This is a genomic window from Alkalimonas cellulosilytica, assembly GCF_036325985.1.
Lineage (GTDB): Bacteria > Pseudomonadota > Gammaproteobacteria > Enterobacterales > Alteromonadaceae > Alkalimonas > Alkalimonas cellulosilytica.
Map to the genome: position 1 here is coordinate 1 of NZ_JAUHLI010000039.1, position 5066 is coordinate 5066.

Genomic DNA, 5066 nt, shown 5'->3' on the forward strand with positions numbered 1-5066 from the left:
AGGTGGCTTTTACTACAGAACTGCAGAACACTCTGCTCAACAATCAGCAAGCACCTTACAGTATTATGAGGAACTCTTCAAAAAAGGTGATATCAATGTGCTCAATTGCTCTACCACCATGGAAATGGGTGTCGATATAGGTGGTATTTCTGCAGTTGTAATGAATAATGTTCCACCCCACCCTGCCAATTACCTTCAGCGTGCTGGGCGTGCCGGCCGAAGAAGTGAAGCAAGAGCAATTGCCTACACGTTATGCAAAGCAGATCCCCATAATCAACGGGCCTTCCTTAATCCGAAATGGCCATTTATCACCAATATTCCGGCTCCCAAAGTAACACTAAGCTCCGCTCGTATTGTGCAACGCCATGTCAACTCCGCTCTACTTTCACTATTTTTGAAGTTTACTGTGCCGGCAAGTGAAACGGAACGAACAAAGCTTACTGTGCATTGGTTTTATGCTGATGAAACAGAACCCTGTGTGAACTTTTGCAGCTGGTTACAACATGAGCAGGCAACCTTTCATCATATTATTGAAGAGTTGGTGCGTGGCACAGCATTAGCTGGCCTTGCAACTTCTTTAATTGTTGCGGATACCTTATCGGCTATATCACAATTGAAGGATTATTGGACAAAGCAACGAATACAAATTGTAACTAACATTGCTTCAGCAAGTGATCCTGCTTATAAGAAGGCGCTAGAGCTTGAGCTTAAACGACATGACCAAGATTATTTACTTCGTGATCTGGCAAGCAGAGGTTTTTTACCTGGTTATGGCTTTCCAACAGATGTTGTAAACCTGAACAATTACAATATAGAAGACTGGGCAGAGACGAACAAGCGCAAACAACATCGCGATCGTGAAGACAATATCTTTTCTACCAAAGAAAAACCGAGCCGCAGCCTTGATGTAGCTTTACGTGAATATGCGCCTGGCTCTAGCCTGGTGATAGACGGTCGTGTTTATCAATCTGCTGGTGTTTTATTGCAAAATTATCAAGTAGGTAACGGAGGTGGTGCTTTAAAATTTGACTTGGCATGGCGTTGCCATAATTGTGGCGCAACAGGCGTGAAAGAGAATGCCTATAGCAACAAAGCCGAATTAACTTGTAACCACTGCCATGAACCAGTTGATGATGTCAAGCAGGTATTGCGACCTGTTGGATTTGTCACTGACTTTTATGAGCCAACATCAAACGACATAACAAGTCAAAAGTTCATCAAGCTAGCAGAGCCGCGCGTAAATGTTTTTGGAGAAACATTACCTTTACCAGATCCACGATGTGGATTTATCCGTTTCGGCCACAATGGTACTGTTTTTCATCATTCTTCTGGTGAAAATGAGAACGGTTTTGCCGTCTGTTTGGCTTGCGGCAAAGCCGAGTCCATGACATTGAGTAATAATATTCCGCAAGCATTAGCTTATGAAAAAAATCACCGTGCTGTAGGTGGCGCCTCTGCTGGAACAAGAGAATTATCCTGCCCAGGACATCATGTTAAACCCAATATTTATCTGGGTTATCACACGCATACGGATGTACTGGAAATCGCTTTTAAAAGCCCACGAACAGGCAAATGGTTATCAGACAGCAAGGCGCATCAAATTACAGCAAGAACTCTCGCTGTTGCCTTGCGCGATACCATCGCAGAGTACCTAGGGATTGCAAGCACTGAAATGGGCTTTGCGATCAGACTCGATAAAGATTTAGAAAGCAAAGCTAACCGCTCCATCATTCAACTTTTTGATAATGTGAGTGGTGGTGCCGGTTTTGTTCTTAATGGTTTGAATAATATTCAACAACTCTTACTTAAGAGCTTTGAATTAATGCGTTGTCCCGCAGACTGTGAAAATGTTTGTTCTCATTGTCTTGCTGGGTCCGACAGCAGAGTTGAGCAACAGGAGTTAGACAGACACCTTGCCTTGGAATGGTTAGAGGAAAGTCGAATTATTGATTACCTACATTTACCTACTGTATTCAGTAAAATCAAAGGGGCAGAACTTTGTGCTATGGGACCTGATCGGTTTATTCGTTCGGTTCAAGGCTTAAAGAAAACGAACCAAGATGTACTGACAGTTCGACTTTATTTACATGGTGAAGAGACATTTTGGGATTTAGCGTTACCTGCTTTTAAAAATAAAGTTCTAACCTGGAAAATTATCGATCAGCTTAATATCGAGCTTGTTGTACCGGATAAATGTAAAGCCAGCAGCGAAACTGAAAGGCAATTAAGCGCTTTGCATAGTCTAGGCATTAAAGTTAAACGCTTAACAAGCAAAGACATTGTCGGTGAAGGTAAATTGGTTACGGCAATGCAAGTTATTTATGCAGATCAATGCATTAGTCTCGTAACAAATTCTGCAGAAAAAGCTATCCCAGGTGAGAACTGGCTTAGCTCTGATCAAGAAACTGTTTGGGTCACATCGAACCAAATACCACTCTGTTTAGCGGCCGACTATGACTTTATCACTCTGAAATCCGATAAAGATAAATCAAGAGTGATTGAGGTTACCAACCAACTTGATGGCAAAATTCTTAATTTTAAAAGTGCATTCATCTCATTGTTGAAGCAACAGACGCCTGATTTTGTTGAAAAATTAACTAACAGCAAAATAACCGCAGTTAGTTACACCGATCGTTACTTGAAATCACCCTGGGCAGCTTTGCTATGCAGCAAATTGCTGAGTATTTTTTCAACTAATGCTGGTGTAAAAGTAATTATTAATACTGTTGCGGCAAGATCGGCACAACAAGGCAAAGTAATTAGTCATGATTGGCAAGAGGAAAATGAACAACATTACATGCTTAGCAGGCTGCTAGAACTGCAAAGCCCTGGTGCTGATATTCAGGTTAACCTTATGAAAAGTACATGGGAAATACCTCATTCTCGCGTACTATCGTTAAGCTGGCAGGATGGATCACAGAGTCAATTAATTCTTGATCAAGGCGTTGGGTATTGGAAACCTCATATGCGCTTTTACCACCAAATGGAACACGATTTTTATCTTGACGCGCAAGGTCAACTTGAAGAGTTGATATCCAAACAAGAGGATATGCAAGTTGTACAAAGTGCAAACTGGGCAACTTTTATAGTTATAAAATAAATGTTTGAAAGCTGCTCTTTGAATTGCCGACCACAGATTACAACTGTGGTCGGCAAAAGAAGCTGTGTGTCTCTCTCTTATAAATTTTAACTTTGATTTGATGTTACGCATACAGTTTCATTTGGTGATAGCCATACCGTGAAACCAAGCATATCGTTTGCCTACATCTATATGCGAAAATTACATGGGACTGGGTTTACAAAGGAAAGCAGCGCTTAGTGATAACGCTATGCTATAACGTTAAACCTTTAAGGATGGGGCGTCCCTGCCCCGTTGTTGCTTCCTGACTAATTGGTGGTCAACAGCCTGCGCACCTGGAAGGTTTTATCCGTACCCTCAACCCGGAACGAGAACACCACATTGGCTTGCTGGTTGCCTGTTTTGGGTGATAGCAACCTGAAATCCACCGTATCGCCTGCAGCGATGATTTGCCCATCGACCAAACCGGCAAACTCAGGCACGACCAGGTTGTTATCATCGCTGGCCACTAGGTCGGTGATAACGTAATCCTGACCCAGAGCAACAAGGCGGTACTCCCCAACAGTTACGGTATTGCTGCCTACCAGGGTCACGCTCATGGTGCCACTGCTGCTGTATGGAAAGTTGAGATCGCGGTAACCGGAGAAAAAGTCCTTTTCCTGCAGCTGAAGCCGAGCTGCGATGGCTTCGATTACAACTTGATCAGTTGCACTATCCACCCCGTCATCGACCGTCAGGCGGATGACGTAGTTGCCGACCTGATCCGGCGTAAATTCGGCTTCAACGTCACGGGCATTGATGAGCTCAGCTTCGCTGTTGTCAGGTATGCTGACAAATTGCCAGTGGTAGCTCAGCTGATCGCCGTCTGCATCGCTGCTGGCTGCGCCACTTAACTGCACCACGGAGTTTACGATCACGGTTTGATCGGAGCCTGCGTTGGCCACTGGCGGAACATTGGCAGTGGTTGCCTCAACCAGAACCTGTACAGGCTCGCTGTCGAGCTCACCATCGTTGACAGTCAGTTCGATCACAAACTCGCCTGCCACATCGGCGGTAAATTGCGTCGTGGCGGTATCTGTTGCGCTTAGCTCTGCCATGCTGCCATTGGGTCGACTGACCATAATCCAGCTGTAACTAAGGGGCTGCCCTTCCGGATCAGAGCTTTGACGACCATCCAGCTCAACCTGTGCACCCGTTGCTACGGATTGATTCGGGCCGGCGTTGGCGACCGGGGGTAAATTCGCGGTAGTGGCTTCGACCTGCACCTGCGCAGGCTCGCTGCTGCCGTATGGATCCGACACCACCAATTGAAAGACATACACCCCATCGACTTGCGGAGTGAAGCTTGGCCGAACATCGGTGGCTGACGAGAGCGCTACGCTCGCACCCTCTGGTACTTGCGTAACCTGCCAGGCATAGCTGAGCGCATCGCCCTCTGCATCGCTGCTGGCAGAGCCATCAAGCGTCACCAGGTTGCCGGTTTCAACCGTCTGATTGGCACCAGCATCGGCAATAGGGAGCGCATTAAAGGTGACATTGACGGTACAATTCGCCTGAATGACGCCTGTGGTAAAAGTGCCTGCGGCCAGGCTGCCATTGCACCCTTGCGCACTGGCCAAACTAAACCCTGAATCGGGCGAGATGGTAAAGCTCGTCGTTTGGCCTGCGTTCACTTGCCGCTGAACAGGGCTTACACTTCCACCTGCAGTTGCTTGTGTGGTGACCGTAAATTGTTGTGGTGCTGGAGACTGCGCTTCATCGCTGCTGCTACCGCCGCAATTGACCAAGACAACGCCGGCGCAAGCCAGCCATGCAGTACGCGTTAAAAGTGTTGTGGTTATGTTCATCATGCTTCCTTTTGATGGTGAAGAAATTGGTTCCATGGTAAGGCACCGCTGAAGGCTGCGGTTGCCTGACAAGTTTGTGAGAAAGTGCTGTTTAATCCTGCTGCCGGTACAAAGCCGGTTCATCAAAATAGTGGTAATCA

General features: G+C 46.0%; 2 protein-coding genes. One reads left to right on the top strand and one right to left on the bottom strand.

All coding sequences use genetic code 11. The features are described 5' to 3' along the window. The coding region (locus QWY20_RS18380) for a helicase-related protein (RefSeq protein ID WP_330130435.1) at window positions 1-3100 on the top strand (3100 nt) is incomplete at its 5' end. Window positions 3101-3387: 287 nt separating this feature from the next. On the opposite strand, the gene QWY20_RS18385 is transcribed toward QWY20_RS18380, so the two are convergent. Further along, window positions 3388-4926: a PKD domain-containing protein gene (locus QWY20_RS18385; protein WP_330130436.1), complete on the bottom strand. Its 1539-nt coding sequence runs from the start codon at window positions 4924-4926 to the stop codon at window positions 3388-3390. Between the last annotated feature and the right edge of the window lie 140 nt (window positions 4927-5066).

Bases quoted from the DNA above. Each gene is read 5' to 3' on its own strand.
- QWY20_RS18385 (WP_330130436.1), bottom strand. From the start codon at position 4,926: ATGAACATAACCACAACACTTTTAACGCGTACTGCATGGCTGGCTTGC.